The sequence below is a fragment of the Rhodopseudomonas parapalustris genome, from assembly GCF_053772255.1.
Genome location: NZ_JAMKBZ010000020.1, coordinates 22,220 through 40,194, shown reverse-complemented (window position 1 = coordinate 40,194; position 17,975 = coordinate 22,220). Strand labels below are relative to the sequence as shown.

Below are 17,975 nucleotides of genomic sequence, written 5' to 3'. Positions count from 1 at the left end.
TTTTCAAATTCCGCCGAGTTGCTCTAGGGTGCGTCGCAATAACACCCTGGAGGAAACGACGTGCGTCATCTGTTGATTATGACAGCCACGGCTGTCGCGCTGGCCACCACCGCGGTCCATGCCGCCGACGACCTCAAGATCGCGCTGATCGCCGGCAAGACCGGCCCGCTCGAAGCCTACGCCAAGCAAACCGAGACCGGCCTGATGATGGGGCTGGAATACGCCACCAAGGGCACCATGATGCTCGACGGCCGCAAGATCGTGGTGATTACCAAGGACGATCAGAGCAAGCCGGACCTCTCGAAAGCAGCGCTGGCGGAAGCCTATCAGGACGACGGCGCCGACATCGCGATCGGCACCACCTCCTCGGCCGCAGCGCTGGCCGACCTTCCGGTCGCCGAAGAGAACAAGAAGATCCTGATCGTCGAACCGGCGGTGGCCGACCAGATCACCGGCGAAAAATGGAATCGCTACATCTTCCGCACCGGCCGCAACTCCTCGCAAGACGCGATCTCCAACGCGGTCGCAATCGGCAAGCCGGGCGTGACCATCGCCACCCTGGCGCAGGACTATGCGTTCGGCCGCGACGGCGTCGCCGCGTTCAAGGAGGCGCTCGCCAAGACCGGCGCGACGCTGGCGGCTGAGGAATACGTGCCGACCACCACCACCGACTTCACCGCGGTCGGCCAGCGGCTGTTCGACGCGCTGAAGGACAAGCCCGGCAAAAAGATCATTTGGGTGATTTGGGCCGGCGGCGGCGATCCCTTGACCAAGCTGCAGGACATGGACCCGAAGCGTTACAACATCGAGCTGTCGACCGGCGGCAACATCCTCCCCGCGCTGGCCGCCTACAAGCGCCTGCCGGGCATGGAAGGCGCGACCTATTACTACTACGACATCCCGAAGAACCCGATCAACGACTGGCTGGTGAAGGAGCATCAGAAGCGCTTCAACGCGCCGCCGGACTTCTTCACCGCCGGCGGGTTCTCGGCCGCGATGGCGGTGGTCACCGCCGTGCAGAAGGCGAAGTCGACCGACACCGAGAAGCTGATCGCCGCGATGGAGGGGATGGAGTTCGACACCCCGAAGGGCAAGATGGTGTTCCGCAAGGAAGACCATCAGGCGCTGCAGAGCATGTACGCCTTCAAGGTCAAGGTCGATCCGAACGTCGCCTGGGCGGTGCTCGAGCCGGTGCGCGAACTCAAGATCGAGGACATGACGATCCCGATCAAGAACAAGAAGTAATCGGGCTCACAGCGGTCACCATTGTCATTCCGGGGTGCGCGTCAGCGCGAGCCCGGAATCCATAACCACCGCCGGGAGTATGGATTCCGGGCCTGCGCCCCAAGGGCGCATCCCGGAATGACGAACTCTCAGGCTGCGGCGCGTAGGCCAACCGAGACCCCATGACCACCCTCGAGACCCAATCCCTCACCATCCGGTTCGGCGGCCATGTGGCGGTCGATGCGGTGAGTTGTGCGTTTCGCCCCGGGGAGCTGACCGCGATCGTCGGGCCGAACGGGGCCGGCAAGACGACGTATTTCAATCTGATCTCTGGCCAGCTTCGTCCGAGCGCCGGCCGCATCCTGTTCGACGGCGCGGACATCACCAGGATGACCGCGCCGCTGCGCACCCGCGCCGGGCTCGGCCGCGCGTTCCAGCTCACCAATCTGTTTCCAAATCTGTCCGTCGAAGAGAACGTCCGCCTCGCCGTGCAGGCGCACAGCGGCACGCATTACGACATGCTGCGGCCGTGGCGGACCCGGCGCGACCTGATCGAACGCGCCGACGCAATTCTCGACAGCGTTACGCTGGGTGCCCGCCGCAGCGTCGCCGCCACCGCGCTGTCGCACGGCGACCAGCGCAAGCTCGAGGTCGCGCTGATGATGGCGCTGGAGCCGAAGGTGTACATGTTCGACGAGCCGACCGCCGGCATGAGCGTCGACGAGGTGCCGGTGGTGCTCGACCTGATCGCGCGGCTGAAGACCGATCCGTCCAAGATCATCCTGTTGGTCGAGCACAAGATGGACGTCGTCCGCTCGCTCGCCGACCGCATCATCGTGCTCCACCACGGCAAGCTCGTCGCCGACGGCAAGCCCGCCGAGGTGATCGCCTCGCCGATCGTGCAGGAAGCATACCTCGGCATCGCCCCGGGGAAGAGCGCGGCATGAGAGTGATGATGATGGATTTAGCGCGGATGTTGCTCGCGACCTCTCCCCTTGCGTCAGCGCGCCCCCTCCCCCTTGCGGGGAGGGCTGGGGTGGGGGTCCGCAACGGAACGCCATCCTTGGGGCACCCCCACCCCCGACCCCTCCCCGCAAGGGGGAGGGGAGCAGGCCTCGCTTCGGCGAAGGCTCACTCCTACTCGTCGGCGGACGCCGCATGACCGACCTCCTCAGGCTCGAAGGCGTCCACACCAATATCGGGCGCTATCACATTCTGCAGGGCGTCGACTTCGTAGTGCCGGAAGCGCAGACCACGATGCTGCTCGGCCGCAACGGCGCCGGCAAGACCACCACGCTGCGCACCATCATGGGGCTGTGGCCGGCCTCGCGCGGCGAGATCACGCTGGCCGGCCGACGGATCGACGCGATGGCGACGCCGGACATCGCCCGGCTCGGGGTCGGCTACGTGCCGGAGACGATGGCGGTGTTCTCCGATCTCACCGTGAAGGAAAACCTGATCCTCGCGGCGCGCGACGGCGACATCGACACCGCGCGGCTCGACTGGATCTTTGGCTTCTTCCCGGCGCTGCGCAAATTCTGGCTGTCGCGCGCCGGCTCGCTGTCCGGCGGGCAGAAGCAGATGCTGTCGATCGCCCGCGCCGTGATCGAGCCGCGCAAGCTGCTGCTGATCGACGAGCCGACCAAGGGGCTGGCGCCGGCGATCATCGGCGCGCTGATCGAGTGCTTCGCCGAGCTCAAGCGCACCGGCGCGACTATTCTGCTGGTCGAGCAGAATTTCCACGTCGCCCAGCAGATCGGCGACAGCGTCGTGGTGATGGACAATGGCGGCATCGTGCATCGCGGCGTCATGGCCGACCTCGCCGCCGACGTGCCGCTACAGGAAAAGCTGCTCGGCCTCAGCCTGGAGGCGCATCAGTGATGTCGCACGTAAAACCTCTCAACGTCATTGCGAGCGAAGCGAAGCAATCCAGCGTCGTGCACGATGCTGGATTGCTTCGTCGCTGCGCTCCTCGCAATGACGGAGACGTCAGCAATCGAGCAGGCGCCTCAGTGACTTTGAACGCCGCCCTCTCCCCGTCATTGCGAGCGCAGCGAAGCAATCCAGAGCGCCGTGCTCGGCGCTGGATTGCTTCGTCGGCTACGCCTCCTCGCAATGACGGCGTGTGTGACGATGGCGACCACAACAACAACGGCGGCGTGACCTCATGACCGACATCCCCGCCCCCTCCGCGTCCGATCCGCTGCCGCAGGCCAGGCGAGACCTCGTGCCGGTACTGCTGCCGCTGATCCTGGCGCTGGTGATGCTGCCGCTGGTCGGCTCGTTCTCGTCCTGGGTGACGCTGACCGTCGCCAGCCTGGCGATGGGCATGATGATCTTCATCATGGCCTCCGGCCTGACGCTGGTGTTCGGACTGATGGACGTGCTGAATTTCGGGCACGGCGCCTTCATCGCGGTCGGCGCCTATGTGGCGACGCTGGTGTTGCTGCCGCTCGCCGCGATGTCGGGGGCGGACTCGCTGCTGACCAATCTCGCCGTGCTGGTGCCTGCGGTGCTGGCCGCGATGGCGGTGTCGGGCGCTCTGGGCGTGGTCGTCGAACGGTTGCTGATCCTGCCGGTCTACGGCCAGCATCTGAAGCAGATCCTGATGACCACCGGCGGGCTCATTGTCGCCGAGCAGGCGCTGTACGCGCTGTGGGGGCCGCAGATCATCCCGCTGCCGCTGCCGACCGCGCTGCGCGGCTCGTTCATCATCGGCGACATCGCCATCGCCAAATATCGCCTGCTGGTGATGCTGGTCGGCCTGATCGTGTTCGTCGGCATCCAGCTCACGCTGAACCGCACCAAGATCGGCCTTTTGATCCGCGCCGGCGTCGAGAACCGCGAGATGGTCGAAGCGCTCGGCTATCACGTCAAGCGGCTGTTCCTCGGCGTGTTCATGGTCGGCTCGGCGCTCGCCGGGCTCGGCGGCGTGATGTGGGCGCTGTACCGCGAGCAGGTGCACGCCTCGATGGGCAACGAGCTCACCGTGCTGATCTTCATCGTGGTGATCATCGGCGGGCTTGGCTCGGTCGGCGGCTGCTTCATCGGCGCGCTGCTGGTCGCAATGGTCGCCAATTATGGCGGCTTCCTGGTGCCGAAGCTGGCGCTGGTCTCCAACATCCTGCTGATGGTCGCGATCCTGATGTGGCGGCCGCGCGGGCTTTATGCGGTGACAAGTCGATGATGATCCTGTCGGGCGATCCGCCGCGCAGCCGGGTGCTGTCGCTGATCCTGATCACGATCGTGGTGGTGCTGGCAGTCACGCCGTTCCTGTTTCCCGGCGCCAAGCCGCTCAACGTCGCCGCCAAGATCTGCATCTTCGCGGCGCTGGTGGCGTCCTACGACCTCTTGCTGGGCTACACCGGCACAGTGTCGTTCGCCCACACCATGTTCTACGGCATCGGCTCCTACGCGGTGGCGATCGCGCTGTACGGCATGGGGCCGAGCTGGGCTGCGGTCGGCGCCGGCATCGTCATCGGCCTGCCGCTCGCCGCGCTGCTGGCGCTCGGCATCGGGCTGTTCTCGCTGCGGGTCGAAGCGATCTTCTTTGCGATGATCACGCTCGCGGTCGCCTCCGCCTTCCTGGTGCTGGCGTCGCAATTGTCGTGGCTGACCGGCGGCGAGGACGGCCGCAGCTTCAGCCTGCCGGATCTGCTGCGTCCCGGCACTGTGTTCATCAAGGATCTGTTCGGGGTGCGGGTCACCGGCCGGACCCTGACCTATTACATCGTCCTGGTCGGCTGCGCCGGCATGATCCTGGCCTTGCTGCGGGTGGTGAACTCGCCGTTCGGCCGGGTGCTGCAGGCCGTGCGGGAGAACCGCTTCCGCGCCGAGGCGCTCGGCTATCGCACCGTCTTCCACCTCACCTACGCCAACGTGCTCGCCGCCCTGGTCGCGGCCGGCGCCGGCGTGCTCAACGCGATGTGGCTGCGCTATGCCGGGCCGGATACCTCGCTGAGCTTCTCGATCATGCTCGATATCCTGCTGATGGTGGTGATCGGCGGCATGGGCACGATCTACGGCGCGATTATCGGCGCCACCATCTTCATCCTGGCGCAGAATTATCTGCAGGCGCTGATGGGCGCCGCATCCGAGGCGACCGCATCGCTCGGCCTGCCGCTGCTGCCGAACCTGCTGCACCCGGACCGCTGGCTGCTGTGGCTCGGGCTGTTGTTCGTCGCCAGCGTGTATTTCTTCCCGACCGGAATCGTCGGCCGGCTGCGCGGATCGCCGAAACCGGCCGAGTAACCCGACGAAAGTCTTAGGCGGCGCGCTCCACTCGTTGTAAGCCCACTTCCGCCGACCCGAGGTTGACCGCGCGAGGGCACTCAGCGCGTGATTGCATCATTTCGGTATCTAGATGCCATTTGGCACCCACAGATACCTCCGGCCGCCGGTGCACGCGACATTCAACTCAGACGCAATGTCTGCGCCCGATCAACATCGTGTGCAGCGCACAAAGTATCCTGTTGCCGCTCAACGGGCGCGCTCCCATAGTCCGCGCCTTTATCGACCTAGGACATCCTCCCTATTCGGGCGCTCCCCGCGCCTGCATATGGCGAAGATCGTCCGACTGAACAGGAAGTTGGAATGATGTTGCTCTTGGTCCTCACAGCGATCGCCTTTGTCGCCACCGCAGTGGTTGCGCGCGTGCTGGCCGCCTCTGCGCCGGAAGGCAAATTGTATTGTCAGGCAGCCGGCGCTGCTTCGATGGTGGTCGGGCCGTTCATCACACTGATCGCCGCCTTCGTCCTCGGCAAGGCCGGGATCGGTGGCGAAGTCCTCGACGCCGCCGCCACCCTGCGGGCCGCTGCCCTGCCGGCCTTCGGAACGCTGTTCGTCGGCCCGATCGCGTTCTGGTTCTTCCGCCGCCAGCGCCGCCCGGCGGTGGCCGCGTAAGCGTTACGCACCCGCAAAACCGGTTCGGCGGCGATCCGACGCCGCCGAACATCGACCAGCATCATTTTTGTCCTCCCGGAACGGTATTTCCGGCAGAATTCTTCCGTATCGAAACGGATTTCAGCGCCGCATTTTTCAATTCATGCGGACGCATCTATTTTCCGGTCCGGCCATTGTGTTTCCGGTTCCGCGCCCCAAGTTCCTGGCATCCGCAACTGTCCAGGACCGCCTCATGTCGAATTCCAAGCTGTTCGAGCCCTACAAGCTCGGTGCGATCACGCTCGCCAACCGCATCGTGATGGCACCGCTGACCCGCAATCGGGCCGTGCCGGATGGGCTCGTTCCCAGCCCGCTCGCTGCGGAGTATTACGGCCAGCGCGCCAGCGCCGGGCTGCTGATCACCGAGGCGAGCCAGGTGTCGCAGCAGGGCCAGGGCTATCAGGACACGCCCGGCATCTACTCGGACGCGCAGGTCGCGGGCTGGAAGACGGTCACCGACGAGGTGCACAAGCGCGGCGGCAAGATCTTCATCCAGCTCTGGCACGTCGGCCGAATTTCGCATGTCGATCTGCAGCCGAACCACGGCGCACCGGTGGCGCCGTCCGCGATCCGCGCCAATACCAAGACCTTTGTCGGCGGCAAGTTCGCCGACGTCTCCGAGCCGCGGGCGCTGGAGCTGTCTGAAATTCCCGGCATCATCGAGGGCTTCCGGAAAGCAGCGGCGAATGCCGTCAAGGCCGGCTTCGACGGCGTCGAAATCCACGGTGCCAACGGCTATCTGCTCGACCAGTTCGCGCGCGACAGCTCCAACAAGCGCACCGACGAGTATGGCGGCTCGATCCAGAACCGCGCCCGCCTGATGCTCGAAGTCGCCGCAGCGGTGGCCAAGGAGATCGGCCCGGAACGCACCGGCATCCGGATTTCGCCGGTGACGCCGGCCAACGACGTCTCTGACTCCAACCCGCAGGCGCTGTTCGACTACATCGTCGACGAACTGAACAAGCTCAAGCTGGTCTATATCCACGTCATCGAAGGCGCCACCGGCGGCCCGCGCGATATCGCGCCGTTCGACTACGCGTCTTTGCGCAAGCGCTTCAGCGGCAGCTACATCGGCAACAATGCCTACGACCTCGCGCTCGCCAACAAGCAGATCGATGCCAACGCGGCCGACCTGATCGCGTTCGGCAAGCCGTTCATCTCGAACCCCGACCTCGTCGAGCGCCTGAAGCGGAATGCGCCGCTGAACGAGCCCGACAAGTCGACGTTCTACGGCGGCGGCGCCAAGGGTTACACCGACTACCCGACGCTGGAATCGGCACAGGCGGCGCAGTAAGCGCCCAGCCCCACGCACGGTCATTCCGGGGCACGCGCAACGCGCGTGAACCCGGAATCCCGAGATGTTCTGCACCTTCCGACATTTCCATAATGTCGAGATTCCGGGTTCGCTCGCTCCGCGAGCGCCCCGGAATGACTCGGGGAGAGGCTTACTGACCACCTGTCCACTCGTCATTCCGGGATGCGCCGCGCAGCGGCGCAGGCCCGGAATCCATAAGCCCTGTGCTCGTTACTGGGCACGACAGTGCGGCCAAAAAAAGTGAATACAGGGGGTATGGATTCCGGGCTCGCGCTGCGCGCGCCCCGGAATGACGAAGGCGACAGTCCACGGACGCAATAAAAAAGGCCGGGATCGCTCCCGGCCTTTCGCGTTCTTGTTGCTTGTTCGGCGAAGCTTACTTCGCTTCCGCGCGCTTCGGCGGGGTCGCCGGCCACGACTTGATCAGGGTGTCGTAGTCGACGGTTTCACCCTTCGGCTTCTCGTTCGCCAGCTTGCGCTGCGGCGCGAGATTGCCGTCCTTCGCGGCGCGGGCGTACCAGTACTCCGCGGTCTCCTTCTTGTTCAGCTTCGGACCGCAGTCGCCCTGCACCTTCGAGCGTTCGAGCCGCTCCAGCACCGAGTCCTGCGCAGCAGCGAGCGAGTCCATCGCCTGCTGCGGCGTCTTGGAGCCCGACGCGGCGTCGCCAATGTTCTGCCACCACAGTTGCGCCAGCTTCGGATAGTCCGGGATGTTGTTGCCGGTCGGCGACCACTGCACGCGGGCCGGCGAGCGATAGAACTCGATCAGGCCGCCGAGCTTCGGCGCACGTTCGGTGAACGACTTGTCCCAGATGTCGCTCTCGCGGATGAAGGTGAGACCGACATGGCTCTTCTTCAGGCTGACCGTCTTGGAAGTGATGAACTGCAGATACAGCCAGGCGGCCTTGCGGCGGTCCGGCGGGGTCGACTTCAACAGCGTCGCCGAGCCGACGTCCTGATAGCCGAGCTTCATGCCTTCCTTCCAGTACGCGCCGTGCGGCGAAGGAGCCATCCGCCACTTCGGCGTGCCGTCGGCATTCATCACCGGCAGGCCGGGCTTCACCATGTCGGCGGTGAAGGCGGTATACCAGAAGATCTGCTGGGCGACGTTGCCCTGCGCCGGCACCGGGCCCGACTCCGAGAAGGTCATGCCCTGCGCCTGCGGCGGCGCGTACTTCTTCATCCAGTCGAGATATTTGACGATCGAATAGACCGCCGCGGGGCCGTTGGTGTCGCCGCCGCGCTCGATCGACGAGCCGACCGGACGGCAGCCTTCCATGCGGATGCCCCATTCGTCGACCGGCAGGCCGTTCGGCAGGCCGCGATCGCCGCTGCCGGCCATCGACAGCCAGGCGTCGGTGAAGCGCCAGCCGAGCGAGGGGTCCTTCTTGCCGTAGTCCATGTGGCCATAGACTTTGACGCCGTTGATTTCCTTGATGTCGTTGGTGAAGAAGTCGGCGATATCCTCATAGGCCGACCAGTTCACCGGCACGCCCAGCTCGTAGCCGTACTTCGCCTTGAACTTGGCCTTGTAGTCCGGGTTGGTGAACCAGTCGTAGCGGAACCAGTACAGGTTGGCGAACTGCTGGTCCGGCAACTGGTACATCTTCTTGTCGGGCGCAGTGGTGAACGACGTGCCGATGAAGTCGTCGACGTCGAGCATCGGATCGGTGACGTCCTTGCCCTCGCCCTTCATGTAGTCGGACAACGCCACCGTCTGATTGTAGCGGAAGTGGGTGCCGATCAGGTCCGAGTCGTTGATCCAGCCGTCATAGACGTTCTTGCCGGACTGCATCTGGGTCTGCAGCTTTTCGACGACGTCGCCCTCCTGGATCAGGTCGTGCTTCAGCTTGATGCCGGTGATCTCGCTGAACGCCTTGGCCAGCGTCTTGGCTTCGTATTCGTGCGTCGTCAGGGTTTCGGAGACGACGTTGATCTCCATGCCCTTGAACGGCTCGGCCGCCTTGGCGAACCACTGCAGCTCCTTGAGCTGTTCTTCCTTCGACAGCGTCGAAGGCTGGAATTCCTCGTCGATCCACTTCTTCAGGACCGCATCGTCCGCGGCACGCGCTGGCGCCGCCAGCGTCACCGACGCCGCGACGAGCGCGGCAACGCTCGCCATCGCCATCAGGCGCCTTCTGCTCGGGTGGGGATTTCGTCCGATCATCGTTGGTTTCCTCCGTTGCACCACATCATTCAGGCCCGGGTTGATCCCGGATCTGGTCCTCGTTCGCCGGGGTCAGACGGTGCGGAAGATCGCAGCGGCAGAAACCAGCGACAGCCCCGTGGCGAGCCAGAGGCTCGACACTTCGACTCCCTCTCCGATCGGCAACGTGGCGATCGGATCACTCCCGACCACCGCGATCCAGACCAGATGGATCACCGCGGCCAGGATCAGCGAAATGAACAGCCGGTCGCCGCGCGTCGTCGGGATCCGCAGGATTCCGACGCGCTCGACCTCGGGATCGACCACCGCCAGCCAGGTCATGATCGCGAGCGTGCCGGCGAGCGCGATGAAGAAGATCGCGGTCGGCCAGGTCCACGCCATCCAGGCGAAGGAGTCCATCGTCGCCTCCTAGACCCGGCCGAGCGCGAAGCCGCGCGCGATGTAGTTGCGGACGAACCAGATCACCAAGGCACCGGGGATGATGGTGAGCACGCCGGCGGCGGCGAGCAGCCCCCAATCCATCCCGGCGGCCGACACAGTTCGTGTCATCACCGCCGAAATCGGCTTGGCGTTGACCGACGTCAGGGTGCGGGCCAGCAGCAGCTCGACCCAGGAGAACATGAAGCAGAAGAACGCCGCAACGCCGATGCCCGAGGCGATCAGCGGCATCAGGATCTTCACGAAGAACCGCGGGAACGAGTAGCCGTCGAGGAACGCGGTCTCGTCGATCTCCTTCGGCACGCCGGAGACGAATCCCTCGAGGATCCACACCGCAAGCGGCACGTTGAACAGACAATGCGCCAGCGCCACCGCCCACGGCGTATCGAACAGGTTGAGCGCCGAATACAGATTGAAGAACGGCAGCGCATAGACCGCGGCGGGCGCCATCCGGTTCGACAGCAGCCAGAAGAACAGGTGCTTGTCGCCGAGGAAGCGATAGCGCGAGAACGCATAAGCGGCCGGCAGCGCGAAAGAGATCGACAGCACGGTGTTGATGACGACGTATTGCAGCGAGTTGATGTAGCCCGAATACCAGCTCGGATCGGTGAAGATCGTCCGGTAGTTCTCCAGCGTCGGCTGGTGTGGCCACAGCGTCATGGTCGAGACGATCTCGCCGTTGGTCTTGAAGCTCATGTTGACGAGCCAGTAGATCGGCAACATCAAAAACAGCAGATACAGCGCCATGACGATGCGGCGGCCGGGGATCGAATGCATCACACGCTCCCTTCGGCCGGCCGTCGCTCGGTGCCGGCATTGGTCATCACGGTGTAGAACACCCAGCAGACGATGATGATGATCAGGTTGTAGACGATCGACAGCGCCGCGGCCTTGCCGAGGTCGAACTGGCCGAGCGCGATCTTGACCAGCTCGATCGAGATGAAGGTGGTCGAATTGCCCGGCCCGCCGCCGGTGACGACGAACGGCTCGGTGTAGATCATGAAGCTGTCCATGAAGCGCAGCAGCACGGCGATCAGCAGCACCCGGTGCATCTTCGGCAATTGGATCGCCTTGAACACCGCCCAGCGCGAGGCGCCGTCGATCTGCGCCGCCTGATAATACGCATCCGGGATCGATTTCAGCCCGGCGTAGCAGAGCAGCGCCACCAGACTGGTCCAGTGCCAGACGTCCATCACCACCACCGTGGCCCAGGCGTCGAACTCGTTGGAGACGTAATTGTAATCGATGCCAAGGCTGTTCAGCGTGTAGCCGAGCAGGCCGATGTCGGGACGGCCGAAGATCTGCCAGATGGTGCCGACCACGTTCCACGGAATCAGCAGCGGCAACGCCATGGTCACCAGACAGAATGCCACCGACCAACCGTGGCGCGGCATCGCCAGCGCCACCACGATGCCGAGCGGCACCTCGATCGCCAGGATGATCGCCGAGAACGCCAGATTGCGCCACAGCGAGGCGAAGAACCGGCCGCCGAGATCGGACGACGGATCGAGCAGCTCCTTGAACCAGCCGACCCCGTTCCAGAAGAACTGGTTGTTGCCGAAAGTGTCCTGCACCGAATAGTTCACCACCGTCATCAGCGGCAGGATCGCCGAGAACGCCACGATGGCGAACACCGGCAGCACCAGGAACCAGGCTTTCTGGTTGACGACCTTGTCCATCAGGCGACTTGCTCCAGTGAGCTGCCTTCGACGATTTCGCTGTCGGCATAAACGTGGATGCGCGACGGCTCGAACCGCAGCGCGGCTTCGTCCCCGCTCGGCGAGAAGCCATCCGGCACACGCGCGGCGAATTTGACGTCACCGACCCGCACCGAGGCAAAGCGAATGCGGCCGAGATCGTCGATCCGCTCGATGCGGCCGGTCATCAGGCCAGGGGCGCTCGCAGCGACGTGGACGAATTCCGGACGGACCCCGATCTCGATCTTGCCGGCGGGGAGCTTGTCGTAGCTGCGGGCGAGCGGCACGCGGTGGCCGGCGACCAGCGCCTCGCGGCCCTTCACCTCGGCCGGCACAATGTTCATGCCGGGCGAGCCGATGAAATAGCCGACGAAGGTGTGGGCGGGACGCTCGAACAGTTCTTCCGGCGTACCGCTCTGCACCACGCGGCCGTCGTGCATCACCACCACGGTGTCGGCGAAGGTCAGCGCTTCGGTCTGGTCGTGAGTGACGTAGATCATCGTCAGGTCGAGCGCGCGATGCAGCGCCTTGAGCTTGGAGCGCAGCTCCCACTTCAGATGCGGATCGATCACCGTCAGCGGCTCGTCGAACAGGATCGCGGCGACGTCGTTGCGGACGAGCCCCCGGCCGAGCGAGATCTTCTGCTTGGCGTCGGCGGTCAGCCGCGTCGCCTTGCGGTTCAGGTTCGGCGTCAGGTCCAGAAGATCGGCGATCTCGGCGACGCGCTTGGCGATGTCCGCCTTCGGCACGCCGCGATTTTTCAGCGGAAACGCCAGATTCTCGCGCACCGTCATGGTGTCGTAGATCACCGGAAACTGGAACACCTGCGCGATGTTGCGCTCGCGGGTGGACAGCTCGGTGACGTCCTGGCCGTCGAACAGGATCTTGCCGCGCGACGGCGTGACGATCCCCGAGATGATGTTGAGCAGCGTGGTCTTGCCGCAGCCGGACGGGCCGAGCAGCGCATAGGCGCCGCCCTGCCGCCAGGTCATCGACACCGGCTTCAGCGCATAGGCGGCCGGCGGCAGGTCGTCACCGACCAGATAGGAGTGAGCAAGATCGACGAGATCGATGCGCGCCATCGGGCTGTCCCCTCAGATCGGCTTCGGCGCGGCGACGAGGCGATCAGCCGCGTCGAACACGAACAGATTGGCGGGGTCGAGGATGGCGTCGAGGGTCTGGCCCGGCTCGTACTCGTGGATGCCGTGCAGCACCGCGACCCAATAGTCGTCGCCGCGCTTCAGATGCACGAAGCTCTCAGAGCCGGTGATCTCGGTCACCGCGACGGTGGCCCGGAACGCGTGGCGATCCGGATCGACGCCTTTCACCGCGATCTGATGAGCGCGGAAACCGACCCGGTAAGCGCCATCGGACAGCCCCGTGAACACGCCGGTCGCGGGCGCGGTGACGCCGCCGGAGTAATGCACGGTGCCGGCCTTCTTCTCGGCGCCGACGATGTTGAGCGGCGGATCGGAGAACACCTGCGCCACCCGCATCGTGTCGGGCTTGCGATACACCTGCGGGGTCGGCCCGACCTGCAGCGCCTGGCCTTCCCACATGCAGATGGTGCGGCCGCCGAGCAGCAGCGCTTCGGAAGGCTCGGTGGTGGCATAGACGAAGATCGCGCCGGAGGCCTCGAAGATCTTCGGTAGTTCGGTGCGCAGTTCTTCGCGCAGTTTGTAATCGAGATTGGCGAGCGGCTCGTCGAGCAGCACCAGATCGGCACCCTTGACCAGCGCGCGGGCGATCGCGGTGCGCTGCTGCTGGCCGCCGGAAAGCTGCAGCGGGGTGCGCTGCAAATACGGCTCGAGCTTCAAGAGCTTGGCCGCCTCCTGAACCCGCTGCTCGATTTCGGCGCGCGACTTGCGCTGCACCCGCAGCGGCGAGGCGATGTTCTCGTACACCGTCAGCGACGGGTAGTTGATGAACTGCTGATACACCATGGCGACCGAGCGGGTCCGCACATCGGCACCGGTGACGTCCTTGCCGTCGACCAGCACGCGCCCGGTGGTCGGCTTGTCGAGGCCGGCGAGCAGCCGCATGATCGAAGTCTTGCCCGACAGTGTCGGTCCGAGCAGCACGCTGAGCGTGCCGCGCTCCAGCGTCAGCGACACGTCACGGATCGCCGGCACCCCATCCAGCACCCGGGTGACATTCTCCAGGCTGACGCTCATGCCGATGCTCCCGCCTGTTGCTGGGGCTTCTGGGCGGCGCGATGGACGATGACCCACTCGTCGAGCGCGGCGACAGCAGCCGGTGTCAGCCGCAACCCGAGCTTGGATCGCCGCCAGACGATGTCGTCGGCGCTGCAGGCCCACTCGTGGCTCATCAGATAGCGGACCTCGGCCTCCGTCAATGTGGCACCGAAGTCACGGCCGAGATCGGCGGCCGATTTGGCCGCCCCGAGTATCTCACGCGCCCTGGTGCCGTAGGCGTGTACCAGGCGGGAGGCGTGCGCGGATGCCAGGAACGGGTAGTCCCGCAGCAGGCCGGCGATCAGTTCCGGCGCGCCGTCGATCGAAAAATCACCGCCCGGCAGCGGTTGATGCGCAGTCCAGCCTTGCTCGGCGGCACCGCCCTTCAAATACGGCGACAGCTTCTCCAGCGCCTCTTCGGCAAGCCGGCGATAGGTGGTGATCTTGCCGCCGTAGATCGACAGCAGCGGCGCGCCGCCGGGCGTGTCGAGTTCGAACACGTAGTCGCGGGTCGCGGCCTTGGCTTCGCTGGCGCCGTCGTCATACAGCGGCCGCACCCCGGAGAACGTCCACACCACATCGGCCGGCGTCACCGGCTTGGCGAAATAGCCACTGACAGCCTTGCACAGATAGTCGATCTCTTCCGGCGTCGCCTTCACCTGCGATGGATCGCCGTGATAGTCGCGGTCGGTGGTGCCGATCAGGGTGAATTCGCCCTGATAGGGAATTGCGAACACGATACGGCCGTCGGCATTCTGGAAGATGTAGGCCCGGTCGTGGTCGTAGAGCTTGCGGGTGACGATGTGCGAGCCCTGCACCAGCCGCACCTTGTAGCGCGCATCGACCCCGGCGCCGGAGCCGAGCACGCCCTCGACCCATGGGCCGGCGGCATTGACCAGCGCGCGGGCCTGGATGGTGGTACGCGCGCCGCCGCCCTCGTGCTCCAGCGTCACCTGCCAAATACCGCCCTGCTGGCTGACCTGCACGGCGCGGGTCCGGGTGCGGATCTCGGCGCCGCGCTCGGCGGCATCGCGCGCGGTGAGCACCACCAGCCGGGCGTCGTCGACGAAGCAATCGGAATACTCGAAGCCTTTGGTGTAGCGGCCGGGGATCAGCGGCTTGCCGACCTCGTCATGTGCCAGATCGACCGAGCGGGTTGGCGGCAGCAGCTTCCGGCCGCCGAGATAGTCGTACAGAAACAGCCCGAGCCGCAGCCGCCAGGCGGGCCGCAGCCCGTCGTGATGCGGCAGCACGAAACGCAGCGGCCCGATGATATGCGGCGCGATCTGCCACAGCCGCTCGCGCTCGATCAGCGCTTCGCGCACCAGGCGAAACTCGAAATATTCGAGATAGCGCAGCCCGCCATGGATCAGCTTGGTCGACCACGACGAGGTGCCGCTGGCGAGGTCGTTCATCTCGCACAGGAACACGGAATTGCCCCGGCCCGCTGCATCGCGCGCGATGCCGCAGCCGTTGATCCCGCCCCCAATGATCGCGAGGTCGTAAACCATCCCCACCGACGCTCCTCACCGCACCGCAGCATTTTGCTGCAATGCACTTTCGCTTCTGTCGCTTTGTGCTGGAAAGCGAATAAAGCACAAACCAAAACGAAAGCAACTGCGATCTGCAAAAGCATCGCGTTTCCCGACGCGGAATTGCACCCGGTTGCTGGGAGACAGGCAGAACTTGAATGTGGACGGGCGGTTTAAGCCGCGGATTCGTCGAGATCCGGTTTCGCAGGACCGGCTTCGATGACCTCGATGCCATTCGCATCGCAGATGGTCTGCAGCGAGGGCGGCAACGCCCGGTCGGTGACGAAGGTCTGGATCTGGCTGAGATCGGCGATCCGCACCGGCGCGTTACGCTCCAGCTTGGTGGAATCCGCCACCAGCATCACGCTGCGGGCGTTGGCGATGATCGCCTGCGAGGCCTGCACCTCGCGATAGTCGAAGTCGAGCAGCGCGCCTTCCTCGTCGATCGCCGAGGCGCCGATGATGGCGTAATCGACCTTGAACTGGCCGATCAGGCTGGTGGCGGTGGAGCCGATCACCGCACCATCGGCCCGCCGCACGGTGCCGCCGGCGACGATCACCTCGATCCGCGGATGCCGATACAGCAGCATCGCGACGTTGAGGTTGTTGGTGATCACCAGCAGGTCCTGGTGCGCACTGAGCGCGCTGGCGACCTCTTCGGTGGTGGTGCCGATGTTGATGAACAGCGAGCAGCCGTTGGGAATTCGCGCCGCAGCGGCGGCGCCGATCGCCTTCTTTTCTTCGGCGGCCACGAAGCGGCGCGCTTCGTAGGCGAGATTGGCGACGCCCGAAGCGATGATCGCACCGCCGTGGATCCGCGTCAGCGAGCGCTGGTCGCACAGATCGTTGAGATCCTTGCGGATGGTCTGCGCCGACACTTCGAAGCGCCGCACCAGATCCTCGACCATCACCCGGCCCGAGGCACGGGCGATATTGAGGATTTCAGACTGGCGATGGGTCAGAGCCGTCACGCACGCACCTTGCAACGTTGATGCGCCATGGTGCGGCTGTTCGCGCGTCAGGTCAACGCGCGGCGGGAGACGGCTGCGGTCCGTTAGCTGCAGCTTCGATGCAGCACACGACCCCTCCGCGGGTCATGCCCGGGCTCGCCCCGGGCATCCACGTCTTGCTGACAGAAATGCAGAATAGGCGTGGATAGCCGGGACAAGCCCGGGCATGACGTAAGCGAAGTCCTTTGCTGGAGTTCGGAAAGCCGTTCAGGCCGGACGCGGCATCTCGAACATCGCGTCGGGGCGGATTTCGAAATAGTCGCCGCGCCGGCCGGCCCGCACGATCGGTCGCGCCGCCGCGGTCTGATAGACGCCGTCCTCGATCAAGCGCTTGTCGATGTGCACCATCACCACTTCGCCGATCGTCAGCCAGGCGTCGACTTCGACGCCGTCGGCACCCTTGAGCCGGACGATCTCGGACAGCTTGCATTCGAACGACACCGGGCTCTCGGCAACGCGCGGCGGCTTGACCAGATCGCTGTCGAGCTTGGTGAGATTGCCGAGCGCGAATTCATCGACCTCGTGGGGGACGGTCGCCGAGGTCGCGTTCATCGCATGCGCCAGGTCCATGGTAACGAGATTCCAGACGAACTCGCCGGTGCGCTGGATGTTGGCGACGGTGTCCTTCCAGGTGGTCGAGGAGAAGCCGATCAGCGGCGGGGTGTAGTTGAACGCGTTGAAGAAGCTGTAGGGCGCGAGATTGACCCGCCCCTCGGCATCGCAGGACGAAATCCAGCCGATCGGTCGCGGCGCGATGATGGCGTTGAACGGATCGTGCTTCAGGCCATGGCCCTTGGCCGGCTGATAGGAATGAAGATCGGTCACGCGGGTGTCCCTGTGGTTATGTCGTCTCGACGCGCCGACCGGCGCCGAGCGCAGTCAGCACAAAATCGATCATCTGGTCCAGGGTCGGGCGATCCTTGGCGAAGCTCTGCGCGATCATCTGTGGGTGAAAGAACCTGACCATGGCGGCGCAGGTGCAGCTCGCCGCCTGCGGCACATCCGCGACGTCGAATTCGCCGGCCGCCACGCCCTGGGCGATCACCTCGCCGATGGTGCCGGTGACCAGCTCCATATGGGCGATGCAGACGTCCCAGTTCTCCTCCATCGCGATCGCCACCATTTCGTGCAGCTTGGCATCGCCGATGTAGCGCTCGCAATTCATCCGGTGCACGGTCGTGAGCAGATCGCACAGCCGCTGCTGGGCCGAGCCGGGTGACCGCGCGATCGCCTCGGCGGCCTGCTCGACCTCGCCCATCAGGTGCCGCGCCACGCCCTTGTGGATCGCCTTCTTCGAATCGAAGAAGCGATAGACATTAGCCGGGCTCATCTGCAGCAGCTTGGCGATATCGGCCACCGTGGTCTTCTGATAGCCGATTTCGCGGAACAGCCGCTCGGCCACCACCAGGATACGGCGGCGCATGTCGGCTTCGGTGTTTTCAGTCACGAGAGTCAT

17 protein-coding genes are annotated in these 17,975 nt (G+C 65.0%); 7 read left to right on the top strand and 10 right to left on the bottom strand.

The genetic code is table 11. From position 1 onward, the window contains the following. The first annotated feature begins 78 nt into the window (after positions 1–78). The 7 genes from M9H71_RS17270 (at position 79) to M9H71_RS17240 (ending at position 7,459) form a co-directional block, all read left to right on the top strand. Complete coding sequence (locus M9H71_RS17270; protein ID WP_455406239.1) at positions 79–1,245, top strand: substrate-binding domain-containing protein; 1,167 nt, start codon at positions 79–81, stop codon at positions 1,243–1,245. Positions 1,246–1,406: 161 nt separating this feature from the next. Beyond that, on the top strand, positions 1,407–2,171 hold the full coding sequence (locus M9H71_RS17265; protein ID WP_455406187.1) for an ABC transporter ATP-binding protein: 765 nt from the start codon (positions 1,407–1,409) through the stop codon (positions 2,169–2,171). A gap of 211 nt (positions 2,172–2,382) precedes the next feature. After that, positions 2,383–3,105, top strand: coding sequence for an ABC transporter ATP-binding protein (locus M9H71_RS17260; protein WP_455406186.1), 723 nt, complete (start codon positions 2,383–2,385; stop codon positions 3,103–3,105). A 286-nt stretch (positions 3,106–3,391) separates the two neighbouring features. Continuing rightward, positions 3,392–4,411 carry a branched-chain amino acid ABC transporter permease gene (locus M9H71_RS17255; RefSeq protein ID WP_455406185.1) on the top strand — a complete coding sequence of 340 codons (1,020 nt, stop codon included), beginning with the start codon at positions 3,392–3,394 and terminating at the stop codon, positions 4,409–4,411. After that, positions 4,408–5,475 (top strand): branched-chain amino acid ABC transporter permease, encoded by a 1,068-nt coding sequence (locus tag M9H71_RS17250; protein WP_455406184.1) that lies wholly within the window; start codon positions 4,408–4,410, stop codon positions 5,473–5,475. Before M9H71_RS17255 ends, M9H71_RS17250 begins: the two co-directional genes overlap by 4 nt. 342 nt (positions 5,476–5,817) lie before the next feature. Further along, positions 5,818–6,126 carry a reaction-center light-harvesting complex 1 protein PufW gene (pufW, locus tag M9H71_RS17245; RefSeq protein ID WP_455406183.1) on the top strand — a complete coding sequence of 103 codons (309 nt, stop codon included), beginning with the start codon at positions 5,818–5,820 and terminating at the stop codon, positions 6,124–6,126. A gap of 232 nt (positions 6,127–6,358) precedes the next feature. After that, complete coding sequence (locus M9H71_RS17240; protein ID WP_455406182.1) at positions 6,359–7,459, top strand: alkene reductase; 1,101 nt, start codon at positions 6,359–6,361, stop codon at positions 7,457–7,459. A gap of 397 nt (positions 7,460–7,856) precedes the next feature. Here the strand turns inward: M9H71_RS17240 and M9H71_RS17235 are convergent, their stop codons facing one another. The 10 genes from M9H71_RS17235 to M9H71_RS17190 form a co-directional block, all read right to left on the bottom strand. Further along, positions 7,857–9,602, bottom strand: a complete 1,746-nt coding sequence (locus M9H71_RS17235; RefSeq protein ID WP_455406238.1) for an ABC transporter substrate-binding protein — start codon at positions 9,600–9,602, stop codon at positions 7,857–7,859. 117 nt (positions 9,603–9,719) lie between these two features. Next, positions 9,720–10,046 (bottom strand): DUF2160 domain-containing protein, encoded by a 327-nt coding sequence (locus tag M9H71_RS17230; RefSeq protein ID WP_455406181.1) that lies wholly within the window; start codon positions 10,044–10,046, stop codon positions 9,720–9,722. A 9-nt stretch (positions 10,047–10,055) separates the two neighbouring features. Further along, on the bottom strand, positions 10,056–10,862 hold the full coding sequence (locus M9H71_RS17225) for a carbohydrate ABC transporter permease (RefSeq protein WP_011159940.1): 807 nt from the start codon (positions 10,860–10,862) through the stop codon (positions 10,056–10,058). After that, complete coding sequence (locus M9H71_RS17220) at positions 10,862–11,764, bottom strand: carbohydrate ABC transporter permease (RefSeq protein WP_455406180.1); 903 nt, start codon at positions 11,762–11,764, stop codon at positions 10,862–10,864. The genes M9H71_RS17225 and M9H71_RS17220 overlap by 1 nt, the downstream gene beginning before the upstream one ends. Next, positions 11,764–12,864 carry an ABC transporter ATP-binding protein gene (locus M9H71_RS17215; protein WP_455406179.1) on the bottom strand — a complete coding sequence of 367 codons (1,101 nt, stop codon included), beginning with the start codon at positions 12,862–12,864 and terminating at the stop codon, positions 11,764–11,766. Before M9H71_RS17215 ends, M9H71_RS17220 begins: the two co-directional genes overlap by 1 nt. A gap of 12 nt (positions 12,865–12,876) precedes the next feature. Further along, entirely contained in the window at positions 12,877–13,956 is a 1,080-nt protein-coding gene (locus tag M9H71_RS17210; RefSeq protein ID WP_455406178.1) for an ABC transporter ATP-binding protein, read from the bottom strand. Next, complete coding sequence (gene glpD / locus M9H71_RS17205; RefSeq protein ID WP_455406177.1) at positions 13,953–15,494, bottom strand: glycerol-3-phosphate dehydrogenase; 1,542 nt, start codon at positions 15,492–15,494, stop codon at positions 13,953–13,955. Before glpD ends, M9H71_RS17210 begins: the two co-directional genes overlap by 4 nt. 188 nt (positions 15,495–15,682) lie before the next feature. Further along, positions 15,683–16,480, bottom strand: a complete 798-nt coding sequence (locus tag M9H71_RS17200) for a DeoR/GlpR family DNA-binding transcription regulator (protein WP_455406176.1) — start codon at positions 16,478–16,480, stop codon at positions 15,683–15,685. Between the two features lie 246 nt (positions 16,481–16,726). Then, positions 16,727–17,344, bottom strand: a complete 618-nt coding sequence (locus M9H71_RS17195) for a flavin reductase family protein (protein WP_455406175.1) — start codon at positions 17,342–17,344, stop codon at positions 16,727–16,729. Positions 17,345–17,360: 16 nt separating this feature from the next. Then, positions 17,361–17,975 carry a TetR/AcrR family transcriptional regulator gene (locus M9H71_RS17190; protein WP_455406174.1) on the bottom strand — a complete coding sequence of 205 codons (615 nt, stop codon included), beginning with the start codon at positions 17,973–17,975 and terminating at the stop codon, positions 17,361–17,363.